Here is a 22,364-nt window from a genome sequence, read left to right as displayed (position 1 = left end):
GCTGCGATGTACGAATCTCCCAGTTGGTTGCATGAATTATGGGTGGCGCGCGAGCCGCTCTGGCAAGGCTTTCTGACCAGTGTGCAGGCCTCGGCGCTGGCGATTCTGTTTGGCACGATTCTCGGTGTGTTTGCCGGCCTGGTGCTGACCTACGGCAAGTTCTGGATGCGCGCACCGTTTCGCTTTTACGTCGACATTATTCGCGGCACTCCGGTGTTCGTGCTGGTGCTGGCCTGCTTCTACATGGCGCCGGCGCTCGGCTGGCAGATCAGCGCGTTTCAGGCCGGCGCGTTGGGGCTGACGCTGTTCTGCGGCTCTCACGTCGCCGAGATCGTGCGCGGTGCGTTGCAAGCGTTGCCCCGTGGGCAGATGGAAGCCAGCAAGGCCATCGGCCTGACTTTTTACCAATCCCTCGGCTATGTGCTGTTGCCCCAGGCACTGCGGCAGATCCTGCCGACCTGGGTCAACTCGTCCACCGAAATCGTCAAGGCATCGACCTTGCTTTCGGTGATCGGCGTCGCCGAATTGCTGCTCAGTACCCAACAGATCATCGCCCGGAACTTCATGACCCTGGAGTTTTACCTGTTCGCCGGTTTTCTGTTCTTCGTCATCAACTTCGGCATCGAATTACTCGGCCGGCACATTGAAAAGCGGGTGGCCTTGCCATGACTGAAGCTCAAGTTTCCAACGTTCAAAACGGCCAGCCACTGCTGGACATCCGTGGTCTGCACAAACAGTACGGCACGGTCGAAGTGCTCAAGGGTGTCGACCTGAGCATGCAGCGTGGCAACGTCGTCACGCTGATCGGTTCCAGCGGTTCCGGCAAGACCACGCTGCTGCGCTGCGTGAACATGCTCGAAGAGTTCCAGGGTGGGCAGATTCTGCTTGAGGGCGAATCGATCGGCTACGACGAGGTCAACGGCAAGCGCGTGCGCCATGGCGAAAAAGTCATCGCACGGCATCGCGCCATGACCGGCATGGCGTTCCAGCAATTCAACCTGTTCCCGCATCTGACGGCCTTGCAGAACGTCACCCTGGGCTTGCTCAAGGTGAAAAAGATGCACAAGGACGAAGCCGTGGTGCTGGCCGAGAAATGGCTGGAGCGGGTCGGCCTGCTGGAACGGCGCAATCACTTTCCCGGTCAGTTGTCCGGCGGCCAGCAACAGCGTGTGGCGATTGCCCGGGCGATTGCGATGAACCCGAGTCTGATGCTGTTCGACGAAGTCACTTCAGCCCTCGACCCGGAGTTGGTCGGCGAAGTGCTCAACGTGATCAAGGGGCTGGCCGAAGACGGCATGACCATGTTGCTGGTGACCCACGAGATGCGTTTCGCCTTCGAGGTCTCGGACAAGATCGTTTTCATGAATCAGGGGCGAATCGAAGAGCAGGGACCTCCCAAGGAGCTGTTCGAACGCCCGCAATCGCCGCGTCTGGCTGAGTTTCTGAAAAGTACGCGGTTCTGAATTTTCACTTTTGTAATCAGGAGAAACACCATGAGCATTACGCGTTACGGTACCGGCAGCACCGCCGCTGGCGGCCAGCCTCGTCCATTCGCCCGCGCCGTTGAAGCGGATGGCTGGCTGCACGTGTCCGGCCAGGTGCCGGCGGTGGATGGCGAGATCATTGTTGGCGGCATCGTCGAGCAGACGCACCAGACCATGAAGAACCTGATCGCGATTCTCGAAGAGGCCGGTTATGGCCTGGAAGATGTGGTGCGCGCCGGCGTGTGGCTGGACGATCCGCGGGATTTCAGCAGTTTCAACAAAGTCTTCGGCGAGTACTTCAAACCGGAACACGCCCCGGCGCGGGCGTGTGTGCAAGCGAGCATGATGGTGGATTGCAAGGTTGAGATTGATTGCATTGCGTACAAGAAGAAGTCCTGACCGGCGGTGGCTCTTGTAGGCGCTGCCGAAGGCTGCGATCTTTTGGCAATTTTGCATGCGCCAGAAAGGCAAGATCAAAAGATCGCAGCCTGCGGCAGCTTCTACAGGGGAATTTGAGTGAGTACTGACATGACCGAAGACACCATCAAACGCAGGGCACGCGGTCTGGACCGGGCGTTCGATATCCTCGATTTCCTCAAGGAAATCGGCCAGCCGCTGCGTCCGAACGACATCGCCAACGGCATCGGCAGCCCGAAATCGACTGTCTACGAACTGGTCGCCTCCTTGCTGGAGCGTCGAATCCTCGAGCCGGTGGGCAAGGACGGTCACGTCTATCTCGGCCGGCAGCTGTACTTTCTCGGTCAGGCGCATTTGCGCCATTTCGACCTCAGCCGCGAAGCCGATCACGCCTTGCAGGAGATCGTCAGCCAAACCCGCGAGACCGCGCAGATGTGCCTGCTCAACGGGCGCAAATACACCGTGGCGCTGATGAAGGAGGGCGAGCGGCATTTCCGCATTTCCTCTGATATCGGCGAGAACGCGCCGATCCCATGGACCGCGTCCGGGCGCTTGCTGCTCGCGCACCTGAGCGATCAGCAAATCATCGACCTGATCGACGAAGACGACTACATCCTGCCCGACGGCGAACGCCTGCCGCTGGAGCGGTTTCTGGCGGAGATCCGTCAGGCTGGTATCGATGGGTTTTTCTCTTTCGACAGTGTTGCCGACACCTTCACCCATTGCTTCGCGGCACCGGTCAAAGACCCTTCCGGCGTTGCAATCTGCACCCTGTGCATCGTCGCCCCACGGGCGGACGCGAAGAACAATTACAACGACTATCGCCGGGTTCTGATCGAGAGCGCCAACAGTCTCGCCCGGCGAATCAACGAATAACCGCGGCCGTCTGCGCCGCGAACGAATGCGAGGAATTTGACCATGACGACTGCCATCAATACTGCTGTGGAAAAGGGCGATGCCGCTATCGGTGCGCACCTGGTGCGTGACGTCAGCCTGCCGGCACTGGTGCTGCACCGCGAAGCGCTGGAGCACAACATTCGCTGGATGCAGAAGTTTGTCAGCGACAGCGGCGCCGAACTCGCGCCCCACGGCAAGACCAGCATGACCCCGGCACTGTTCAAGCGTCAGCTCGACGCGGGCGCCTGGGGCATCACCCTCGCCAGTGCTACCCAGACCCGCGCGGCCTACGCCCACGGTGTGCGTCGGGTGCTGATGGCCAACCAATTGGTCGGCACGCCGAACATGGCGCTGATTGCCGATCTGCTGGCCGATCCGTCGTTCGATTTCCATTGCATGGTCGATCATCCGGACAATGTCGCCGATCTCGGCGCTTACTTCGCTTCGCGCGGGATGAAGCTCAACGTGATGATCGAGTACGGCGTGGTCGGTGGGCGTTGCGGTTGCCGCAGCGAGTCGCAAGTCATTGAGCTGGCCAAAGCGATCAATGCGCAACCGGCGTTGGTTCTGACCGGTATCGAAGGTTACGAAGGCGTGATTCACGGTGATCACGCGGTCAGCGGCATTCGCGCGTTCGCCGCGTCGCTGGTGCGTCTGGCGGTGCAATTGCAGGACAGCGGCGCGTTTGCTATTCCCAAGCCGATCATCACCGCTTCGGGGTCAGCGTGGTACGACCTGATTGCCGAATCGTTCGAAGCGCAGAACGCTGGCGGCCGCTTCCTTAGCGTGTTGCGTCCGGGCAGCTACGTGGCGCACGACCATGGCATCTACAAAGAGGCGCAGTGCTGCGTGCTGGATCGTCGTAGCGATTTGCATGAGGGGCTGCGGCCGGCGCTGGAAGTCTGGGCGCACGTACAGTCGATGCCGGAGCCGGGGTTCGCGGTGATTGCCCTGGGCAAGCGTGATGTGGCGTTCGATGCCGGGCTGCCGGTGCCGCTGCTTCGTTACAAGGCTGGGGTGTTGCCGGCGGAGGGCGATGATGTCGGTGCATGCAAGGTGACCGCGGTGATGGACCAGCACGCGTTCATGACCGTGGCGCCGGGCGTTGAACTGCGCGTCGGCGACATCGTTTCGTTTGGCACTTCGCACCCGTGCCTGACCTTTGACAAGTGGCGTGTGGGGTTGCTGGTGGATGAGCAGTTGGCGGTGATCGAAAGCATGGAAACCTGTTTCTAAGACTTGAAACCGAGTGCGGCCAATCGCGAGCAGGCTCACTCCTACAGGGGATCGCATTCCAAATGTAGGAGTGAGCCTGCTCGCGATGAGGTCAGACACAACACCACCAAATCACCAGAGACACCACAAAAAATGACCACCCTCAGCCCCTTGGGCCCCAACACCCCACGCATCGCCCTGATCGGCGAATGCATGATCGAACTTCAGCAGCGCGCTGACGGCAGCCTGCAGCAAAGCTTTGGCGGCGACACACTCAACACTGCCGTCTACCTGTCTCGCGCCCTGGGCGACAAGGCTCAGGTCGATTACGTCACGGCGCTGGGCGATGACAGTTTCAGCGACGCCATGTGCCAGATCTGGACCAGCGAAGGTATTGGCCTAGACCTGGTGCAGCGCCTGCCCGGTCGCTTGCCGGGCTTGTATTGCATCCAGACTGACGCCAACGGCGAACGGCGCTTTCTCTACTGGCGCAACGAAGCGGCCGTGCGCGATTGCTTCACCACCCCGGCCGCCGAGCCGATTCTGGCCGCGTTGCCGGATTACGACGTGCTGTATTTCAGCGGCATTACCTTGGCTGTGCTCGGTGCGCAGGGCCGCGAACGATTGATTCAGGTGCTGATCGAAGCGCGTCAGCGGGATGCACGGATTGTCTTCGACAATAACTACCGACCCCGTTTGTGGGCGTCACAGGCAGACGCGCAGGCGGCCTATCGCAGCGTGTTGCCGCATGTCGATCTGGCGTTACTGACGGTGGATGACGAGCAGGCGCTGTTTGGTTTTGCCGATTGCGATGCGGTGTTCGACGCTTACGCGCAGATCGGCACGCCGGAAGTGGTGCTCAAGCGCGGCGCCGAGGCATGCCTGATTCGATGTGACGGTGACACGTTTGAAGTGCCGGCGCAGAAGGTCGAGAAGGTAGTGGACACGACGGCGGCGGGGGATTCGTTCAGTGCGGCGTATCTGGCCAGTCGTTTGCTCGGTGGCAGTCCGGTTGAAGCTGCCGAGGCCGGCCACCGATTGGCAAGCCAAGTGATCCAGGTGCCCGGAGCTCTGATCCCCAAAACCTGAAATCTCTACCCCCTGTAGGAGCCTTCGGTGAAGTCCTACAGGGGAGGTTGGGGCATTCAATCGCGGTAAAACACCTGCACCAGGTGATAACCAAACTTGCTCTTGATCGGCCCGTGCACCGTACGCAGCGGCTTCTTGAAAATCACCGCATCAATCGCCCCCACCATCTGCCCCGGCCGCACTTCACCCAGATCACCGCCGCGCTTGCCGGACGGGCAGGTTGAAAATTTCTTGGCCAACACATCAAACGCTTCACCCTTGGCGATACGTTGTTTGAGCTGTTCTGCTTCTTCGGCGGTTTTCACCAGAATGTGGCGGGCTTGGGCTTTCATCTTGCGATACCTGATAACGGGGTGACGGCGGGGCGCGGATTATGCCTCAACTCAAGAGGTTTGGCTGATCATCGCACGGATCTTGCCGGCCAATAGCTCGATGGAAAACGGTTTCGCCACCATGTCCATGCCGTCCTCGAGAAAGCCCTGGCGTTCGGCGGCTTTTTGCGCATAACCGGTCATGAACAATACTTTGAGGCCCGGGCGATGCTGACGGGCGATTTCCGCCAGTTGCCGACCATTCATGCCCGGCAGGCCGACGTCGGTGACCAGCAGGTCCACGCGTAGATCGGATTCGAGCAACGGCAGAGCAACCCGGGCGTCCTCGGCTTCGTGCGCCTGATACCCCAACTCCTTGAGCAGATCGAGTACCAGCATGCGCACCGCCGGGTCGTCTTCGACCACCACCACGGATTCACCGGTGGCCGTGGCCGGTTGCGGCTCGGTGGACTCGACTGGCAGACGTTCCGCTTCCAGGCCAACCATTCGCGGCAAGTACAGACGCACGCAGGTGCCTTGGCCGGGCAAGCTGTCAAGGCTGACATGCCCACCCGATTGCTGGGCAAAACCGTAAATCATCGACAGGCCAAGCCCGGTGCCCTGGCCGATCGGCTTGGTGGTGAAGAAGGGGTCGAACGCCTTTGACCTGACCGATGGCGTCATTCCCGTGCCGTTGTCGCTGACCGCGAGCATCAGGTAATCGCCGGCCTTGACCGGTTCGAGGGTGGTGATATCACTGCCGTCGAGATAGACGTTTGCAGTTTCGATCAGCAACTCTCCGCCCTCAGGCATGGCATCGCGGGCGTTGATCACCAGATTCAACAGGGCGTTTTCCAATTGACTGACGTCAGTGCTCACCGGCCACAAGTCATCGGCCAACGTTAACTTGAGGTCGATTGGATCGCCCTTGGTGCGGCGGATCAGGTCTTCCAGCGAGTGAATGAGTTCGTTGACGTTCAGTTGCTTGCGATCCAGCGATTGCCGCCGCGAGAACGCCAGCAACCGGTGAGTCAAGGCTGCTGCACGGTTCGCCGAGGCGACGGCAGCTTCGGTAAAGCGGCCGATCTCGCTGGCGCGACCGTTGGCGATGTAGCGCTGCATCAGGTCGAGGCTGCCGATGATCCCGGTGAGCATGTTGTTGAAGTCGTGGGCAATGCCGCCGGTAAGCTGACCGACCGCCTCCATCTTCTGCGCATGGCGCAACGCATCTTCAGCGCGCTCGCGTTCGAACATTTCGTTCTGCAAACGCTGATTGGCCTGGGCCAACTGCTCGGTGCGGGCGCTGACACGCTCCTCAAGGGTTTCATTGAGGTTACGCAGGGCTTCTTCGGTTTTCTTGCGCTCGGATTCGTCGATCACAAAGATGTAGAAACCGTTGACCGAACCGTCCGAACCGTGGCGCGGCAGGTAATTCATCAGCGCGTGGCGGGCGCTGCCATCGCGGTGCGGGGTGTAGAGGCTGAACGAACAGGGCCGACCCGCCAGCGCCTCGGCGATGTACGGCAAGCGCAGGAAGTAGGCCTCTTCGCCGATCACTTCGCGAATGGTGCGACCGTACAACTCTTGCGGGGTCAGACCGTACCAATCCAGATAGGCCGCATTGTTCAGGCGAAAGCGTTCTTCGTGGTCGACATAGCTGATCAGTATCGGCATGGCGTTGATGATCAGCTGCAACTCGGTCTGGCTCTGGCGCAACGCCTGTTCGGTTTGCTTGCGCTCGGTCAGATCCAGTGCCGCACCGAGGAAGCGCACGGGGCGGCCATGGTGATCCTTGTAACAGCGGCCGCGGGCAAACACCCAGCGTTGTTCGCCACCGGGCAGCAACAAACGATATTCCTCGGCGTATTCGGTGCCATGGGTGATGCAGTGTTTGATGCTGCGGGCGACCAGTGCGCGGTCTTCGGGATGCACGCCGTGCAGGTAATCACTGATAGGCAACTGCGCGGCGCGTGATGGATCAATGCCGTGCAACTGGGCGAAGTGGGCGTCGGCAATGAAGCGGTCTTCGCCGATATCCCAGTCCCAGGTACCGACGGCATCTGTCGCGGCGAGGGCCAGTTGCAAGCGCTCTTCGGTTTCGCGCTGAGCCTTGAGGCTATCGTCGGAGCGCTGTTGCAACTCCAGGGCGATACGCCGGCGTTCGTTGGTTTCGATGGCTGTGACCAGGATGCCCGCCACTTGCGCGGTTTCGTCGCGAATCGGGCTGTAAGTGAGGTCGAGCCAGAAGTCGGTGTCTTTACCGTCGCGCTGCAGGGTGAAGCGTCGTTCACTGTAGGTGCGTACCTGGCCTTGCAGGACGGCGCTGTATATCGGGTCAGTGAAGTCTCGAAGTTCCGGCCATATAAGGTGCGCAGGCTGTCCGAAAGCGTGGGGATGTTTGCTGCCGGCGAGCAGGGCGAAGCCGTTGTTATAAATTTGCGTGAGTTGCGGCCCCCACAACAACAGCATCGGCATCGGCGAGTGAATCACGATATCCACCGCGGTACGCAGGCTCTGCGGCCAGGTTCCTGCCGCGCCCAGTGGACTGCGGCTCCAGTCGGTGCGGGCGATCAGTGCCTGCGCGTCGTCGTTGGTCGGTACAGCGTTCATCACATCAATCCTGAGCGTCGGTCGGTGAGGCGGCGTCTATCATTGTTGCAGGCTATAGACGCTGTATGGCACGTCGCGTCACGACGGCGGCCAATTCTGCTCATTGAATGCTTCGCGGGTGCTTTTTGCCATGGAAATCGATGCACTGTTATCTCGTTTGTCCAACTTACAGGGGTCTGACCTGTTCCTGTCTACCGCCGCGCCGCCCAGTGTAAGAGTAGACGGTGTACTGACGGCGCTCGGCGAACAACCCTTCAAACCCGGCGAAATTGCCGCCATGGCGGCCTCATTGATGGACGCCGAGCAGCGCCGGGAGTTCGACCGGGATCTGGAAATGAACCTGGCGATCTCACGACCCGGGATTGGCCGCTTTCGGGTCAATATCTTCAAGCAGCGCAACGATGTGTCGATCGTCATTCGCAATGTAAAACTCGACATTCCGCGTTTCGAAGACTTGAAACTGCCGCCGGTGCTCCTCGAAACCGTGATGCTCAAACAGGGATTGATCCTGTTTGTCGGCGCCACCGACTCGGGCAAGTCGACCTCGCTGGCAGCCTTGATCGATCACCGCAACCGCCACAGCACCGGGCACATCATTACTATCGAAGACCCGATCGAGTACATCCATCGACACAGGCTGTCGATCATCAATCAGCGGGAAGTCGGCGTCGACACCCGCAGCTTTCATGCAGCGCTGAAAAACACCCTGCGCCAGGCGCCGGACGTCGTGCTGATCGGAGAAATCCGTGACCGCGAAACCATGGAACACGCCTTGGCATTTGCCGAAACCGGGCATCTGGTGCTTTCCACGTTGCACGCCAACAACGCCAATCAGGCGCTGGATCGGATTATCAATATGTTTGCCGAAGAGCGGCGTGCGCAGCTGTTGCATGCGTTGGGGAGCCACCTTAAAGCGTTTGTATCGCAACGACTGGTACGCACTCTGGACGGGCAGCGCAGAGCGGCGGTCGAGGTGATGCTGGGTACGCCGACGGTCGCGGATCTGATTCGCCGTAACGAGTTGGGGGAACTGAAGGCGATCATGGAGAAGTCTGCCGAGCTTGGGATGCAGACGTTTGATGCGGCGCTGTTTGCGTTGGTCGTGGAAGGTGTCATCAGCGAGGAGGAGGCGCTCAACCATGCCGACTCAGTGAACAACCTGCGTCTGCGCCTGAAACTGCATGATGATGGGGTGCCTGGGCCGCCGCCATCCGCTTCGGGGGAGTGGGGGTTGGTGGATTAGACAGCATCAAAAGATCACAGCCGGCGCCGGGCGAGTCTCCCCGGCCACCGGCTGTGATCTTTACGATCAACTGCGCAACTCGTTTCTATTGCGAAATTGCTCCAGTGCCTCGGGATTGGCCAGCGCATCGGTATTTTTCACCGGCTCTTCGTGCACCACGTTGCGCACCGCCAGCTCCACGACCTTGCCGCTGAGGGTGCGTGGAATGTCGGTGACCTCGACAATCTTTGCGGGCACATGCCTGGGTGTGGTGTTGGCGCGGATGACCTGACGAATCCGCTGTTGCAGCGTTTCATCAAGTGTCACGCCGTCCTTGAGCCGCACGAACAACACGACCCGCACATCGTCTTGCCACTGTTGCCCGATGGCCACGCTGTCGAGTACTTCCGGGATTTTCTCCACCTGTCGATAGATCTCCGCCGTACCGATGCGCACGCCGCCGGGATTGAGCACGGCGTCGGAGCGACCGTGAATCATCATCGCGCCGTGGGGCAACTGTTCGGCGTAATCGCCCTGTGCCCAAACACCGGGGAACAGGTTGAAATAGGATTTGCGCAATTTTTCCCCATCGACATCGTTCCACAACCCGATTGGCATCGCCGGAAAATGCCGGGTGCAGACCAGCTCGCCTTTTTCGCCGATCACCGGCTGCCCGGCGTCATTCCACACTTCAACCGCCATGCCCAGGCTCTTGCCCATGATTTCCCCGCGCCGCACTGGCGTCATCGGGTTGCCATTGACGAAGCAGGAAACGATATCGGTACCGCCGGACATCGAAGCCAGGCAGACGTCGGTCTTGAAGTCGCGGTAGACGAAGTCATAACTCTGTGGCGACAGCGCCGAGCCCGTGCACAGCAGGGTTTTGAGGCTGCTCAGGTCATGGCTTTCGTGGGGTTTGATGCCGCTGCTCTCCAGCGTCGCGAGGTATTTGGGGCTGGTGCCGAAGACGCTGACACGTTCGTCCTCGAGCAGATCCAGCAAACGCTCCGGGCCAGGGTGAAACGGCGAGCCGTCGTACAGCACGACAGCGCTGCCGACCGCGAGTGCCGAGACCAGCCAGTTCCACATCATCCAGCCGCAGGTGGTGTAGTAAAACAAGCGATCGCCAGGGCTGAGATCGACGTGCAGGCCATGTTCCTTGACGTGTTGCAGCAGCACGCCGCCGGTGCTGTGCACGATGCATTTCGGCACGCCCGTGGTGCCGCTGGAATACAGCACGTACAGCGGATGAGCGAAAGGTACCGGGACGAAGCGCGGCTCATCGCCGGGCTGATAAAAGTCGTCCCACAGGGTGACATTGGCTTGCGTGCGATAGTCTTCGATGCGCGCTTGCGCACGCGTACAGGGAACGATGATCAACTGTCGCAGCGATGGCAGTTGCGCAAGGATTTCATTGAGCTTCGTCGTCTGGTCTATCTCTTTGCCGGCATAGCGGTAACCGGCGCAGGTGATCAGGACTTTCGGTGCTATCTGGCCGAAACGATCAATCACGCCGTGGGTGCCGAAATCCGGCGAAGAGCACGACCAGATTGCCCCGAGGCTGGTGGTTGCGAGCATCGCCACCAGCGTCTGCCAGGTGTTGGGCATACATGCCGCCACCCGGTCGCCGAGACCCACCCCCACGGCTTGCAGACTGGCCTGGAAACCGGCGACCTGGTGAGCCAGTTCGGCCCAGGTCAATTGCTCGCGCTGACCGTTCTCGCCCACGCTTACCACCGCCACGGCGTCATCACGGCGCCGCAGTAAATGTTCGGCAAAGTTCAAGGTGGCGCCGGGAAACCATTTCGCGCTGGGCATATATTCGCCTTCGCGTAGCACGGCGTCTGGCTGGGTATGGAAGCGAATGTCGAAGAGGTCGACGATGGCTTGCCAGAACGCTGCGCGTTGATCGATGCTCCATTGGTGCAGGGCAGGGTAGTCGTCCAGATTGAGCGAATGGCGCTGATTGACGAAGCGTCGGAACGTATCCATGCGCGACTTGGCGATACGGTCGGCGTCGGGTTGCCAGAGAATGTCGGACATTTGTTTGCCTCTTGTTTTCCTGAAGGTGTCGCGGCTTATTGCGCCAACCACCCACCGTCAATATTCCACGCCGCACCACGCACCTGGCTGCCTGCCTCGCTGCACAGAAACAGCACCAGTTCGCCCAGATGCTGCGGCGTGACGAACTCCAGCGATGGCTGTTTCTCGGCCAGCAAATCATGCTGCGCCTGCTGCGGATCGACGCCCTTGGCGGCGCGATCATCAATCTGCTTCTGCACCAGCGGCGTCAGTACCCAGCCCGGGCAAATCGCATTGCAGGTGACGTTGCTGGTCGCGGTTTCCAGGCCGACCACTTTGGTCAGGCCGATCACCCCGTGTTTGGCAGCAACGTAAGCCGCCTTGCCTGTGGAGCCGACCTGGCCGTGTACGGAGGCAATATTGATGATCCGCCCCCAGCCTTTGGCGCGCATACCTGGCAGACTCAGTCGGGTGCTGTGAAACACCGAAGAGAGGTTGATGGCGATGATCGAGTCCCAGCGTTCAATCGGAAACTCTTCCACGGCGGCGACATGCTGGATGCCAGCGTTGTTGATAAGAATGTCGACGCCACCGAACTCGCGTTCGGCGTAGGCGATCATCTCGGCGATCTGTGCCGGGTCGCTGACATCCGCCGGATGATGGCCGACCTTGCCGCCGAACTGCGCCACTTCAGCGATCACTTTGGACGCATCGCCAAAACCATTGAGAACAACATTGGCCCCGGCTTTGGCCAGCACGAGCGCAATGCCCAGACCAATGCCGCTGGTGGAGCCGGTAACCAGTGCGGTCTTGCCAGTAAGAGTCGTCATGAATGCCTCACACAATGCCAGTGGCGTAGAAAGTGCCGATCACCACGAAAACCGCCAGGGTTTTGATCAGCGTAATACAGAAAATGTCTTTATAGGCTTCACGATGGGTCAGGCCGGTGACCGCCAATAGCGTGATGACCGCGCCGTTGTGCGGCAGGGTATCCATGCCGCCGCTGGCCATCGCGGCGACGCGGTGCAACACCTCCAGCGGAATGTTCGCCGCATTGGCGGCGCTGATGAACTGCTCGGACATTGCTGCCAACGCGATGCTCATGCCGCCCGAAGCCGAGCCGGTAATACCCGCAAGCAAGGTCACGGTGATCGCTTCGTTGACCAGTGGATTGGGGATTTGCTTGAGCCAGTCAGCCAGTACCAGAAAGCCTGGCAGTGAGGCGATGACCGCGCCGAAACCGTATTCGGAAGCGGTGTTCATGGCCGCCAGCAATGCGCCGCTCACCGCACTTTTACTGCCCTCGGCCAGTTTGCTGCGAATCGCCTGAAAGCCGAACGCCAAGACCATCAAAATCCCGACCAGCAACGCGGCTTGAACGGCCCAGATCGCCGTCAGTTTGGCGATTTCCGTGGTCACCGGTGTTGCCATGCCTGGCAGCGCCAAGCTGTGAGTCTTGCCGTACCACTGCGGAATCCAGTGGGTGAACAGCAGGTTCATGATGCCCACCGCCAACAACGGCGACAGCGCAATCCAGGGGTTCGGCAGCGTCAGGTCTTCGGCGGTTTCCGGCTCGTTGCGCAGTTCGGTGCCATAGCCTTCACCGGCGCGTTGAGCCTTGTTGCGTTGACGTTGCAGAAACAGCATGCCGGCGCAGAACACGAAAATCGTGCCGATCACACCCAGCCACGGCGCTGCCCACGCGGTGGTGTTGAAGAACGTGCTGGGAATGATGTTCTGGATTTGTGGCGTCCCGGGCAGGGCGTCCATGGTGAACGAAAACGCGCCGAGGGCGATGGTGGCCGGGATCAGACGTTTGGGGATATCGCTCTGGCGAAACATCTCCGCCGCAAACGGGTAAACCGCGAACACCACCACGAACAGCGAAACGCCACCGTAGGTGAGGAGGGCGCAGACCAGCACGATCACCAGCATGGCCTGCTTTGTGCCTAACAGACGAATGGCCGCTGCAACGATCGAACGCGAGAAACCCGATAGTTCGATCAACTTGCCGAACACGGCGCCGAGCAGGAACACAGGGAAGTACAGTTTGATGAAACCGACCATTTTCTCCATGAACACCCCGGTGAAAGCTGGGGCAACGGCGGACGGGTCAGTCAGCAGGACAGCGCCGAGCGCGGCGATGGGGGCGAAGAGGATAACGCTGTAGCCACGATACGCAGCCACCATCAACAGCGCGAGGGCTGCCAAGGCAATGATCACACTCATGGTGTGTCTCTCCAGAATTGTTATTTTTGTGGTTGAAACGGGTGTGGCAAGAACCCATAGCCAGATGTGTGCCAGTTCGCTAACTTGTTGAAAAATATGAATAACTTGTTTTTTACTGGATTGAGATCCGCAAGTTTGTCTCGAATTGTAGATTTCTTTAGGGCAAAAAAGATCGCAGCCTGCGGCAGCTCCTACAGTGGTGATGCGAATTGCCATGTAGGAGCTGCCGCAGGCTGCGATCTTTTGATCTTCAATGGATCATCTACAAAGATAGACTGATGTCTCTTTAAGGAGACTCGGCGATCCCCAGCGCCACCATTTTCTTGTACAGCGTCGACCGCCCCAGCCCCAGCCGAGCCGCCGCCTCTGGAACCTTACCCCCGCATTGCGCAAGGGCAGACTGAATCAACTGCCGATCAAACCGCTCCCGGGCGTGAGCGAATGTCTCCTCGGCCAACGACTCGATCATCGGTGCCGAAGCACGCTCCACCGGCGTAAACGTACCGATGGCCGCGCGAATGTCGTTCTCGGTGAGCATCAGGTCATCACTCAGCAGCGCTGCTCGTTCCAGCACATTGCGCAGCTCACGAATATTGCCCGGCCAGGCATGCTGCCCAAGCAACGTCAACGCTTCACGGTTCAGCTCATGTTGACTGCGCAACTCTTCCAGAATGGCTTCGCTGAGTGCCGGCAGATCGTCGAGCCTTTCACGTAGCGGTGGCACGTTGATCGGCAGCACGTTGAGCCGGTAATAAAGGTCCGCGCGGAATTCGCCGCGTTTGATCGCCGCTTGCAGATCCGTCGACGTGGCGGCAATTACCCGCACATCACTCTGGATCACGTCGTTCGAACCCACAGGTTCGAACTCCTTCTCCTGCAGCACGCGCAGCAATTTGCTTTGCAGCGGTAGTGGCATGTCGCCGATTTCGTCAAGGAACAGCGTGCCGCCCTGGGCGATTTGCAGCTTGCCGGTGCGCCCCTTGCGGTCGGCTCCGGTGAACGCGCCTGGGGCGGTGCCGAAAAACTCTGCTTCCAGCAGCGCCTCGGGAATCGCCGCGCTGTTGATGCTGACGAAGGCTTTGTGCGCTCGGGGCGAGGCACTGTGGATCGCCTGTGCCAGCAATTCCTTGCCGGTACCGGTTTCACCCAGCAGCAACACAGGAGACTCGGCACTCGCACTGCGCCGCGCACGGCGTTTGACGTCGAGGCTGGCGGCACTGGTGCCGATGAAATGGGCGAAGTTGTATTTGGTCTGCCGCGCGCGCAGCAAGGAGCGGGTCGAGGCCAGTTCTTCCTGCATGCTCAGGTAACGCTTGAGCATCGGCGACAGGGTGCGCAACTCATCGAACAGGGCGAAGCCGATGGCGCCAATGACCGTGCCTGCGTCGTCGTGGATCGGCAGGCGCATCACCACCAGCGGTTCTTTTGGGGTGTCCTGCATGTCCAGCAGAATGGGGCGACCGGTGCGCACCACTTCTCGCAGGAGACTGCCGGGGATCACGCTTTCACAGGGCTTGCCGATGGCGCCTGCGGCGGATTCCAGGCCGAAACGCCGGGCGTAACGCTCATTCATCCAGACGATGTTGGCGTCACGATCGACAATCACCGTGCCTTCGCTCGACTGCTCGATGATCTCGAACAGCGAACGGATCGCCAGGGTGCGAACCCGTTGGTAGTCCTTGAGGCTTTCGGTGGTGTTCATGAAGACTGATCCGAGGTTTGTGTTGTCAGTGCCGACACCATCGCTGGCAAGCCAGCTCCTACAGTTTCTTTGGTTTACTCAACATGTGTGAGCGACCTGAAATCCTGTGGGAGCTGGCTTGCCAGCGATGGCCGCGACCGGGTTTCAAATCGAGCGCCGATTATGCCTACCCCGGATGCGCTGCCGCCAACAGCTCTTTGGTGTAAGGATGCTGCGGTGAATCAAACACCTCGTGACTGGCGCCACGCTCGACCACTTTACCGTCCTTGATCACGATCATGTCGTGGGCCAAAGCGCGGACCACCGCCAAGTCGTGGCTGATAAACAGATAGGTCAGACCATGTTTTTCCTGAAGCTGACGGAGCAGGGCGACCACTTGTTTCTGCACCGTGCGATCCAGTGCCGACGTCGGTTCATCCAGCAAGATCAGCGCCGGTTTCAGTACCAATGCTCGGGCGATGGCGATGCGCTGACGTTGACCGCCGGAAAATTCGTGAGGGTATCGATGACGACTTTCGGGATCGAGACCGACTTCCTTGAGTACACGGATCACTTGCTCATCGCATTCGCCAGCGGTGGATTCGCAATGCACTTCCAGGCCTTCACTGATGATCTGTGCTACCGACATACGCGGGCTGAGGCTGCCGAACGGATCCTGAAACACCACTTGCATCTGCCGGCGCCAGGGTCGCAACTGCTTCTGATTGAGGCCGTCGAGCGCTTCGCCCTGGAAGCGGATACTGCCTTCGGAGTCGAGCAAACGAAGAATCGCCTGACCGAGTGTCGACTTGCCCGAACCGGATTCCCCGACGATGCCCAACGTTTTGCCGCGCTGAATGTTCAGGCTAATGCCGTCGACCGCGCGCAGGTATTGTTTGCGCTGAAACAGGCCGCCACCGACGGCAAATTCGACCCGCAGGTTATCGACTTCCAGCACGTTCTCTCGCTCGTCCCTTGGCAGTGCTTCGCCTTCCGGTTCGGCATTGAGCAGGACGCAGCTGTAAGGATGTTTCGGCTCGGTAAACAGGGTTTCGCACGGTGCCTGTTCGACGATTTCTCCGGCCTTCATCACGCACACGCGTTGAGCGATGCTACGCACCAGATTGAGGTCGTGGCTGATTAGCAGTAGCGACATGCCCAAACGCTGCTGCAGGGATTTGAGCAGCAACAGGATCTTGCGTTGTACGGTGACGTCGAGCGCTGTAGTTGGCTCGTCGGCAATCAACAATTCCGGCTCGCAGGCCAGGGCCATGGCGATCATTACCCGCTGGCGTTGTCCGCCGGACAGTTGATGAGGGTAAGCCTTGAGCCGCTCCTGGGGTTTCTGGATGCCCACTAGTCCGAGCAGTTCGAGAATGCGTGCTTGCGCCGCTTTGCCACCGAGGCCGCGATGCAGCAGCAGGGTTTCGCCGATCTGTTTTTCGATGGTGTGCAGCGGATTGAGCGAGGTCATCGGCTCCTGAAAGATCATGGCGATACGGTTGCCACGCAGTTCGCGCAAGACCTTGGGGTCTGTCCCCACCAGTTCCTGCCCGCGATAGCGAATGCTGCCGGCGGTTTGCGCTTCACTGTCAGGCAGTAATTGCAGGATTGAATGAGCAGTCACCGATTTGCCCGAGCCCGACTCGCCGACCAGCGCCAGGCACTCGCCGGGACGGATGTCCAGGCACAGGTCGCGCACCACGGGCTGGCCATGGAAGGCAACGTTGAGATTACGGATTTCAATCAGGTTGTCAGTCATGGCCACGCTTCAGGATCGAGGGTCGAATGCGTCACGTAACGCTTCGCCGATGAACACCAGTAAAGAAAGAATCAGCGCCAGGGTGAAGAACGCCGTCAGACCCAGCCAAGGCGCCTGCAGATTCTGCTTGCCCTGACCGATCAGTTCGCCCAGCGAAGCGCTGCCGGCCGGCATGCCGAAACCGAGGAAGTCCAGCGCGGTAAGGGTGGAAATCGCCCCGGTCAGAATGAACGGCAAGTAGCTCAATGTTGCATTCATGGCGTTGGGCAGGATGTGCCGGACAATCACTTTGCGGTCAGTCAGACCAAGGGCTCGCGCGGCTTTGACGTATTCCAGATTACGCCCGCGCAAGAACTCCGCCCGCACCACGTCCACCAGCGCCAGCCAGGAAAACAGCGCCATGATTCCCAGCAGCCACCAGAAATTCGGCTCGACGAACCCGGAAAGGATGATCAGCAGGTACAGCACCGGCAGTCCCGACCACACCTCAAGCAGACGTTGCCCGATCAAGTCGACCCAGCCGCCGTAGTAGCCCTGCAACGCGCCGGCGGCGATGCCGATCAGCGCACTGACAAACGTCAGCATCAGGGCAAACAGAATCGATACCCGCGCGCCGAAGATCACCCGCGCCAAGACATCCCGCGACTGATCGTCGGTGCCCAGCCAGTTGACTGCCGTGGGCGGGCTTGGTGCCGGTTTGGTGAGGTCGTAGTTCGGTGTGTCGTCGCTGAAGGGGATCGGCGGAAACAGCAGCCAGCCACCGTCCTTGCGGATGAGGTTCTGCACATAATCGCTGCGGTAATCGGCCTGGAACGGCAGTTGTCCGCCGAACTCCTGCTCGGTGTGGCGCTTGAACACCGGGAAGTACCACTGGCCCTGATAGCTGACCACCAGCGGCTTGTCGTTGGCGATCAGTTCGCCACCCAAGGTGACAATAAACAGCCCGATAAACAGCCACAACGACCACCAGCCACGACGGTTCTTCTTGAATCGCTCGAAGCGACGACGGCCCAAAGGCGAGAGCTTGAACATCAGGCGTTCCTCGCGGCGAAGTCGATGCGCGGATCAACGAGGGTGTAGCACAGGTCGCCGATCAGTTTTATCAGGAGGCCGAAGAGGGTAAAGATGAACAATGAACCGAATACCACCGGATAATCCCGGGAAACCGCTGCTTCGTAGCTCATGCGGCCGAGGCCGTCGAGGGAGAAGATCACTTCGATCAGCAGCGAGCCGGCGAAGAACACGCTGATGAAGGCTTGAGGAATGCCCGACACCACCAACAGCATTGCATTGCGAAACACATGGCCATAGAGCACCCGACGCTCACTCAGACCCTTGGCCCGTGCGGTAACCACGTATTGGCGGGTAATCTCATTGAGGAACGAGTTTTTGGTCAGGATCGTCAATGTCGCGAAACCGCCGATCACCAGCGCCGTCACCGGCAACACCAAGTGCCAGAAGTAGTCGGCGATCTTGCCCAGGGTCGACAGCGATTCGAAGTTGTCCGACACCAGCCCCCGTACAGGAAACCAGTTCAGTGAGGTGCCGCCGGCGAACAGCACGATCAGGAACATCGCAAACAGGAACGCCGGCATTGCATAGCCGATGATGATCGCCGTGCTGCTCCAGATATCGAAATGGCTGCCATGGTGCACGGCTTTGCGGATGCCCAGCGGTATCGACACCAGATAGGTAATCAGCGTCGCCCACAGACCGAGGGAAATGGTCACCGGCATTTTTTCCAGGATCAGGTCGGTGACCGTCGCGCCGCGAAAGAAGCTTTTGCCGAAGTCCAGTTGCGCATAGTTCTTGAGCATCAGCCACAGGCGTTCATGAGCGGGCTTGTCGAAGCCGTACTGTTTTTCGATGTCCTTGATCAGCTGCGGGTCGAGACCACGACTGGCACGGGATGTGCCACTCATGGTTTCGCTCGCGCCGCCGCCGACACTGGCACCGCCGATACCTTGCAAGTGCGCGATCGCCTGCTCGACCGGGCCACCCGGCGCGGCTTGAATGATCACAAAATTCACCAGCAGGATGATCACCAGTGTCGGAATGATCAGCAGCAGGCGCCGCAGTATGTACCCCCACATCAGTGTGGCCCTCCGGGTCTGCCACGAGCGATTTTTTCAGCGGTCATCTGTTGATTGGTCAGCGGTGTGCTGCTGATTTCCCACCAGCTCTCGATGGCTTCGTCATTGCTCGCCTGAACCGACGGAATGCCGAAACGGTTCCACCAGACCGTCGAGGTACCCGGCGGATAGTAGTTGGGAATCCAGTAGTAGTTCCATTGCAGCACCCGGTCCAGCGCGTGGGCGTAGTGCAGCATGTCGGATTGGGTCGAGGCGCGCATCAGACCGTTGATCAAGGTATCTACCGCCGGGTTTTTCAACACCATGTAGTTGTTGGCGCCGGGATCGTTGGCCGACGCTGAACCGAAGTAGTTGAGCAACTCGCCACCCGGAGATGTGGTGACGGGGTAGCCGGTGACGATCATGTCGTAATCGCGGCTCATCAGGCGGTTGACGTATTGCGAGGAGTCGATACGGCGGATATTGAGATCGATGCCGATCTGTTTCAGCGTGCGCTTGTACGGCAGCAACAGACGATCCATGCCGTTCTGGCTGACGAGGAAGGTAAAACTCAGTGGCTCGCCTTCGGCGTTGACCAGTTGATCGCCATCGGGTTTCCAGCCGGCCTGTTCCAGCAGCTCGAGGGCTTGCAACTGCTTGTCGCGGATCAGGCCGCTGCCATCGGTTTTTGGGGCTTCGAAGACTTTGGAGAAGACTTCGTCGGGAACCTGCCCACGCAGTGGCTCAAGGATCTTCAACTCTTGCGCATCGGGCAGTTCGCGAGCCGCGAGTTCGGTATTGGAAAAGTAGCTTTGCTGGCGGATGTACAGGTTGCGCATCATCTGCCGGTTGCTCCACTCGAAATCCCAGAGCATGGCCAACGCCTGACGCACGCGCCGATCCTGGAAAATCGGTTTTTGCAGGTTGAACACAAAACCCTGGGCCGATTGCGGTGCCTCGGTGGCCAAGTGGGCCTTTTGCAGGCGCCCGTCGCTGAGGGCGGGGCTGTCATAACCGATCGAGTAGCCGGTGGCGGAGAACTCACGGTTGTAGTCGTAGGCGCCGCCGCGCAGCACCTGGCGCGCAACGTCGGTGTCGCCGAAATACTCGATGCTGAAGTGATCGAAGTTGTACAGGCCGCGGCTGACCGGCAAATCCTTGCCCCACCAGTCGGGGTTGCGCTCGAAGGTAATGCTGCGGCCCGAATCGACTTTGCCGACCCGATACGGGCCGCTGCCTAGCGGTGGCTCGTATCCGCCACCGCCGGCAAAATCGCGGTTCTTCCACCAATTTTCGGGGAACACCGGCAGGGTCGCGATATCCAGCGGCAGGGTGCGGTTTTCATTACTTTTGAAGTCGAAACGCACAGTCAGCGGCGCTTCCACTTCGACGCCTTTGACGTCGGCGAATTGGGTGCGGTAGCGCAGGCTGCCCTGGGTCATCAACAAATCATAGGTATAGCGCACGTCTTCGGCGGTAATCGGTTTGCCGTCGGCGAAGCGTGCTTTGGGATTGATGAAGAAACGCAGCGACAGGCCGTCGTCCGAGCGCTCCATCTTCTGTGCGACCAGGCCGTAAACGGTGTAGGGCTCATCCATCGAACGCTGGGCCAGCGGTGAATAAAGCAGGCCGTCGATCTGAGTGACGCCGATGCCTTTGTCTATATAAGGAAGGAGGTGGTCGAAGTGACCGATTTCGATCGCCGAGCGGCGCATCGTCCCCCCTTTGGGGGCCTGCAGGTTGGTGTAATCGAAGTGACTGAAACCGGCAGGATATTTGGCAGGTTCGCCATACACGGTCAACGCATGTTGCGGTGCCGCGTTCACACCGGCGGCGCCCGACAGCAGGGCGAGGGCGGTAAGCATCAATGTGGGGAAAGCCAGTCGCATTGTCAGCCTTGGAACCGGGTAATCGATAAGCGCAAGTTGTACGCGAGAGGCGCGTCAGTCGCCAGCCGTATGTGTAACTGAAACACAACGGCCCACCAGAAGGCGGGCCGTTGGACAGCAATCAGGCGACGGATCAGTCCTGACGGCTGGTGACTTCCAGCAGGTGATAACCGAACTGGGTTTTTACCGGGCCTTGCACGACGTTGATTGGCGCGCTGAATACCACGGTGTCAAATTCCTTGACCATTTGGCCTGGACCGAACGAACCCAAGTCACCACCCTGACGGCTGGACGGGCAAGTGGAGTTGGCCTTCGCGACTTCAGCGAAATCAGCGCCGCCTTCGATCTGGGTCTTGAGTTCGTTGCATTTGGCTTCATCGGAAACCAGGATGTGACGGGCAGTGGCTTTAGCCATGAGAAAACTCTCCAATCTATTTCAATAAAGTGCGGAGCCTACCGGATTCAGTGGGCGAATTCTCGGCAAAGTTCCGTTCGGTTGTCATGGTCTGATCAGAGATTCACTGCTCGCAGGCGCGCAGCATGCTCAACGTAAAGGTCTATCGGGTCGAACTGACCGGTTACCTTGCCGGCGGAACGGCGCAGGCTGCTCAAGTGATCCAGCGGATAGTCGGAACGGATGACTTGACCCAAGTGAGAGCTGAAACGCCCGACGAAGCCGTCATTCTGTTCCCCCTCGGTCATGAAATATTGCGACAGCGCCCGGCAGGCTCCCTGCATCGGGTCGAGTGTTGCTAGCCCAATGGCCGGAAGAACGCCGCTCCAGGAGTAATAACGTACCCCATTGACCTGTTCGGGACCGTGTCCGCCCCAAGTGCCGGGTAATCCCTGTGGAAACCTGTCGTTGAAGTCGCCCACTCCCTCGGTCGTCAGTGCATTGAGCGCCGCCAATGCATTCTGCGGCAGCGTGGTACTGCCGCTAAGCAACGAAAGAAAATCGGCAAACACCGTCGCCACGTTCTGCGCGACGACTTCCGGCAGCCGGCCTGGAACCAGCGCCTTGCGCAAAAAGTCAGCCAATTCCGAGCCATGATTGGGGCCGCTGACTGAAGTCACTGAGGCCACGGCGTGTGGGGCAAGCGCTGCGGCGTATCGAGCTGCCAACGCTCCCTGGCTGTGCCCGATGAGATTGACTTTTCTGGCACCTGTGCCCCGCAGGACACTGTCAATCTGCGTCAGCAATTGCTTACCCCTGACTTCATTGTCGTGGGTGGCGGAGAGGTGTGGAACGAACACTCGGCAGTCAGCGGTTTTCAGAGCGTCCTTGACGTCATGAAACAGCTCGAAATGGCCGATACGCTCAAATCCAAACAGGCCGTGTACCAACAGGATGGGATAACGAGTTGTAGCACTCCGTTGCATGTTCTTACCTTTTTCGCAGAAGTTCATCGGGGAAATCTGTTGGTCACTCTAAAACACACACCTCGTTGAAGAAGTACGAAGAGG

The 22,364-nt window shown here is 59.6% G+C and carries 19 protein-coding genes; 7 read left to right on the top strand and 12 right to left on the bottom strand.

Annotated elements, in window-relative coordinates; translation table 11 throughout:
• Positions 1 to 6: 6 nt before the first annotated feature.
• From PSH79_RS15240 to PSH79_RS15215, 6 genes are all read left to right on the top strand, one after another.
• Positions 7 to 669 carry an amino acid ABC transporter permease gene (locus PSH79_RS15240; protein WP_187679949.1) on the top strand — a complete coding sequence of 221 codons (663 nt, stop codon included), beginning with the start codon at positions 7 to 9 and terminating at the stop codon, positions 667 to 669.
• On the top strand, positions 666 to 1,463 hold the full coding sequence (locus PSH79_RS15235; protein WP_305438147.1) for an amino acid ABC transporter ATP-binding protein: 798 nt from the start codon (positions 666 to 668) through the stop codon (positions 1,461 to 1,463). Before PSH79_RS15240 ends, PSH79_RS15235 begins: the two co-directional genes overlap by 4 nt.
• Before the next feature lie 30 nt (positions 1,464 to 1,493).
• The gene (locus tag PSH79_RS15230; protein WP_305438145.1) at positions 1,494 to 1,883 is read left to right on the top strand and encodes a RidA family protein; all 390 of its coding nucleotides are present in this window, start codon (positions 1,494 to 1,496) and stop codon (positions 1,881 to 1,883) included.
• A gap of 129 nt (positions 1,884 to 2,012) precedes the next feature.
• Positions 2,013 to 2,777, top strand: a complete 765-nt coding sequence (locus PSH79_RS15225) for an IclR family transcriptional regulator (RefSeq protein WP_305438143.1) — start codon at positions 2,013 to 2,015, stop codon at positions 2,775 to 2,777.
• Between the two features lie 42 nt (positions 2,778 to 2,819).
• A complete protein-coding gene (locus PSH79_RS15220; protein ID WP_305438141.1) occupies positions 2,820 to 4,034 on the top strand; it encodes an amino acid deaminase in 1,215 nt (404 codons plus the stop codon).
• 132 nt (positions 4,035 to 4,166) lie between these two features.
• On the top strand, positions 4,167 to 5,102 hold the full coding sequence (locus PSH79_RS15215; protein WP_305438139.1) for a sugar kinase: 936 nt from the start codon (positions 4,167 to 4,169) through the stop codon (positions 5,100 to 5,102).
• Positions 5,103 to 5,158: 56 nt separating this feature from the next.
• Here PSH79_RS15215 and PSH79_RS15210 read toward each other — a convergent pair whose 3' ends face one another.
• Positions 5,159 to 5,434 (bottom strand): peptidylprolyl isomerase, encoded by a 276-nt coding sequence (locus PSH79_RS15210; protein WP_007912322.1) that lies wholly within the window; start codon positions 5,432 to 5,434, stop codon positions 5,159 to 5,161.
• A 51-nt stretch (positions 5,435 to 5,485) separates the two neighbouring features.
• A complete protein-coding gene (locus PSH79_RS15205; RefSeq protein ID WP_305438124.1) occupies positions 5,486 to 8,023 on the bottom strand; it encodes a PAS domain-containing protein in 2,538 nt (845 codons plus the stop codon).
• A gap of 130 nt (positions 8,024 to 8,153) precedes the next feature.
• On the opposite strand from PSH79_RS15205, the gene PSH79_RS15200 reads away from it, so the two are divergent.
• Positions 8,154 to 9,266 (top strand): PilT/PilU family type 4a pilus ATPase, encoded by a 1,113-nt coding sequence (locus PSH79_RS15200; RefSeq protein WP_305438122.1) that lies wholly within the window; start codon positions 8,154 to 8,156, stop codon positions 9,264 to 9,266.
• A 66-nt stretch (positions 9,267 to 9,332) separates the two neighbouring features.
• On the opposite strand, the gene PSH79_RS15195 is transcribed toward PSH79_RS15200, so the two are convergent.
• The 10 genes from PSH79_RS15195 to PSH79_RS15150 form a co-directional block, all read right to left on the bottom strand.
• Positions 9,333 to 11,288 carry an acetoacetate--CoA ligase gene (locus PSH79_RS15195; RefSeq protein ID WP_305438121.1) on the bottom strand — a complete coding sequence of 652 codons (1,956 nt, stop codon included), beginning with the start codon at positions 11,286 to 11,288 and terminating at the stop codon, positions 9,333 to 9,335.
• 35 nt (positions 11,289 to 11,323) lie between these two features.
• A complete protein-coding gene (gene hbdH, locus PSH79_RS15190) occupies positions 11,324 to 12,097 on the bottom strand; it encodes a 3-hydroxybutyrate dehydrogenase (protein ID WP_187679940.1) in 774 nt (257 codons plus the stop codon).
• 7 nt (positions 12,098 to 12,104) lie between these two features.
• Entirely contained in the window at positions 12,105 to 13,496 is a 1,392-nt protein-coding gene (locus tag PSH79_RS15185) for a GntP family permease (protein ID WP_305438119.1), read from the bottom strand.
• A gap of 286 nt (positions 13,497 to 13,782) precedes the next feature.
• Positions 13,783 to 15,198, bottom strand: a complete 1,416-nt coding sequence (locus PSH79_RS15180) for a sigma-54-dependent Fis family transcriptional regulator (protein WP_305438118.1) — start codon at positions 15,196 to 15,198, stop codon at positions 13,783 to 13,785.
• Between the two features lie 166 nt (positions 15,199 to 15,364).
• Positions 15,365 to 16,939, bottom strand: coding sequence for an ABC transporter ATP-binding protein (locus PSH79_RS15175; RefSeq protein ID WP_305438117.1), 1,575 nt, complete (start codon positions 16,937 to 16,939; stop codon positions 15,365 to 15,367).
• 9 nt (positions 16,940 to 16,948) lie between these two features.
• Positions 16,949 to 17,971 (bottom strand): ABC transporter permease, encoded by a 1,023-nt coding sequence (locus PSH79_RS15170; RefSeq protein WP_305438116.1) that lies wholly within the window; start codon positions 17,969 to 17,971, stop codon positions 16,949 to 16,951.
• On the bottom strand, positions 17,971 to 19,032 hold the full coding sequence (locus PSH79_RS15165) for a microcin C ABC transporter permease YejB (RefSeq protein ID WP_187679935.1): 1,062 nt from the start codon (positions 19,030 to 19,032) through the stop codon (positions 17,971 to 17,973). Before PSH79_RS15165 ends, PSH79_RS15170 begins: the two co-directional genes overlap by 1 nt.
• Positions 19,032 to 20,900: an extracellular solute-binding protein gene (locus tag PSH79_RS15160; RefSeq protein WP_305438113.1), complete on the bottom strand. Its 1,869-nt coding sequence runs from the start codon at positions 20,898 to 20,900 to the stop codon at positions 19,032 to 19,034. Before PSH79_RS15160 ends, PSH79_RS15165 begins: the two co-directional genes overlap by 1 nt.
• Before the next feature lie 133 nt (positions 20,901 to 21,033).
• Complete coding sequence (locus PSH79_RS15155) at positions 21,034 to 21,315, bottom strand: peptidylprolyl isomerase (protein WP_305438112.1); 282 nt, start codon at positions 21,313 to 21,315, stop codon at positions 21,034 to 21,036.
• 95 nt (positions 21,316 to 21,410) lie between these two features.
• Positions 21,411 to 22,280, bottom strand: coding sequence for a triacylglycerol lipase (locus PSH79_RS15150; protein ID WP_305443986.1), 870 nt, complete (start codon positions 22,278 to 22,280; stop codon positions 21,411 to 21,413).
• Positions 22,281 to 22,364 lie beyond the last annotated feature (84 nt).

The organism is Pseudomonas sp. FP2196 (genome assembly GCF_030687715.1).
Classification (GTDB): domain Bacteria; phylum Pseudomonadota; class Gammaproteobacteria; order Pseudomonadales; family Pseudomonadaceae; genus Aquipseudomonas.
This window is presented reverse-complemented; position numbering and strand designations above follow the sequence as displayed.

Coding starts and splice junctions, on each gene's coding strand:
- PSH79_RS15240 (WP_187679949.1), top strand. CDS start 7: ATGTACGAATCTCCCAGTTGGTTGCATGAATTATGGGTGGCGCGCGAG.
- PSH79_RS15235 (WP_305438147.1), top strand. CDS start 666: ATGACTGAAGCTCAAGTTTCCAACGTTCAAAACGGCCAGCCACTGCTG.
- PSH79_RS15230 (WP_305438145.1), top strand. CDS start 1,494: ATGAGCATTACGCGTTACGGTACCGGCAGCACCGCCGCTGGCGGCCAG.
- PSH79_RS15225 (WP_305438143.1), top strand. CDS start 2,013: ATGACCGAAGACACCATCAAACGCAGGGCACGCGGTCTGGACCGGGCG.
- PSH79_RS15220 (WP_305438141.1), top strand. CDS start 2,820: ATGACGACTGCCATCAATACTGCTGTGGAAAAGGGCGATGCCGCTATC.
- PSH79_RS15215 (WP_305438139.1), top strand. CDS start 4,167: ATGACCACCCTCAGCCCCTTGGGCCCCAACACCCCACGCATCGCCCTG.
- PSH79_RS15210 (WP_007912322.1), bottom strand. CDS start 5,434: ATGAAAGCCCAAGCCCGCCACATTCTGGTGAAAACCGCCGAAGAAGCA.
- PSH79_RS15205 (WP_305438124.1), bottom strand. CDS start 8,023: ATGAACGCTGTACCGACCAACGACGACGCGCAGGCACTGATCGCCCGC.
- PSH79_RS15200 (WP_305438122.1), top strand. CDS start 8,154: ATGGAAATCGATGCACTGTTATCTCGTTTGTCCAACTTACAGGGGTCT.
- PSH79_RS15195 (WP_305438121.1), bottom strand. CDS start 11,288: ATGTCCGACATTCTCTGGCAACCCGACGCCGACCGTATCGCCAAGTCG.
- hbdH (WP_187679940.1), bottom strand. CDS start 12,097: ATGACGACTCTTACTGGCAAGACCGCACTGGTTACCGGCTCCACCAGC.
- PSH79_RS15185 (WP_305438119.1), bottom strand. CDS start 13,496: ATGAGTGTGATCATTGCCTTGGCAGCCCTCGCGCTGTTGATGGTGGCT.
- PSH79_RS15180 (WP_305438118.1), bottom strand. CDS start 15,198: ATGAACACCACCGAAAGCCTCAAGGACTACCAACGGGTTCGCACCCTG.
- PSH79_RS15175 (WP_305438117.1), bottom strand. CDS start 16,939: ATGACTGACAACCTGATTGAAATCCGTAATCTCAACGTTGCCTTCCAT.
- PSH79_RS15170 (WP_305438116.1), bottom strand. CDS start 17,971: ATGTTCAAGCTCTCGCCTTTGGGCCGTCGTCGCTTCGAGCGATTCAAG.
- PSH79_RS15165 (WP_187679935.1), bottom strand. CDS start 19,032: ATGTGGGGGTACATACTGCGGCGCCTGCTGCTGATCATTCCGACACTG.
- PSH79_RS15160 (WP_305438113.1), bottom strand. CDS start 20,900: ATGCGACTGGCTTTCCCCACATTGATGCTTACCGCCCTCGCCCTGCTG.
- PSH79_RS15155 (WP_305438112.1), bottom strand. CDS start 21,315: ATGGCTAAAGCCACTGCCCGTCACATCCTGGTTTCCGATGAAGCCAAA.
- PSH79_RS15150 (WP_305443986.1), bottom strand. CDS start 22,280: ATGCAACGGAGTGCTACAACTCGTTATCCCATCCTGTTGGTACACGGC.